The 1,003-nt window shown below is 65.7% G+C and carries 1 pseudogene; it reads right to left on the bottom strand.

Features of this window, described 5'->3' with window-relative positions:
* Positions 1 to 1,003, bottom strand: a pseudogene (locus AB0C20_RS36465) (hypothetical protein); the annotation flags it as partial.

Here is a 1,003-nt window from a genome sequence, read left to right as displayed (position 1 = left end):
GCTGTCCGGGGCAAATCGACATCGGACCCGTCCGGCGGCACACCCGAATCGGACCGGCCTCCGGTTCGATCCGCCCGAACCACGCACACGCCGAACCAAGCACACAGCGCCCCAACGGAATTTCATGATCCGGCGCAGCCCCGGCCACAGGCCCCAGGCCCCCGAATCCAACCGAAAGTCACCAGCGAAACCGCCACCCCCATCGCCCCTCCGGCCACGTCCTCCCGTGCCCCCGGCCCCCGATTTGGTCGAACCGGGGGGTGGTGAGGTAATCTCTTCGAGCACCCGCTGAGCGGGAGTGCAGCCCTTGGGCCCATCGGTGAAGCCGATCTGCACGGCGGTGACCCGTTCGAAGGCCGATCCGTGCACGGATTCGGGATCCTCGGGGTTGGCATCGCGGATGGCGACGGTCGCGGCGAGCACATTGTTGAGGCCGTCGGAGGTGTTGATCGTGAAGTGCGTGGCCTTGTCCTCGGCGACGTGCCGCATGAACGCACCGGCGAAACAGTCCGCCTGCTGTTCCTTGACGATGACCGGATCCTTGGCGGAGACGATGTGCGACATGGTCTGGATGGCGTGGCCGTATTCGTGGGCGAGCACCATCACCACCGCCATCTTGCCGAAACTGTCCTGCATCATCGGCAACAGCACCGCACGGTCCCAGCCGACCGAGTTGTCCAGCCGGCAGTAGGCGGCATTGACCAAGTGATAGGTCGTGTCCTTACAGAACTGGGTCTCCTGCGATCGCGGTGCCTTCGCACTCCACGAGTAGAACTTCGTGACCGGGGCGAATTCACCGTCGAATTCGTTGTGGTACTCGCCGCGCCAGAAGCTCTGGATGTCGTCGATCGCATTGAGCGCCAACGTGTCCACCGCACCCTTGTCGCCACCGGTGGCGGTGAGCGCGGCGTCCGGGACGTTCGGCCGGGGCCCGCTGGGGCCGCTGGTGGTGGGCAGTCCGGCGACCTGGAAGGGATCGTCGTAGATGGATACGGCATGCCCG

The organism is Micromonospora sp. NPDC048843, from assembly GCF_040649965.1.
In the GTDB taxonomy this organism is placed as follows: domain Bacteria; phylum Actinomycetota; class Actinomycetes; order Mycobacteriales; family Micromonosporaceae; genus Micromonospora; species Micromonospora hortensis.
Note: the sequence above shows the minus strand (reverse complement) of the source record. Positions and strands in the feature narration are given on the sequence as shown.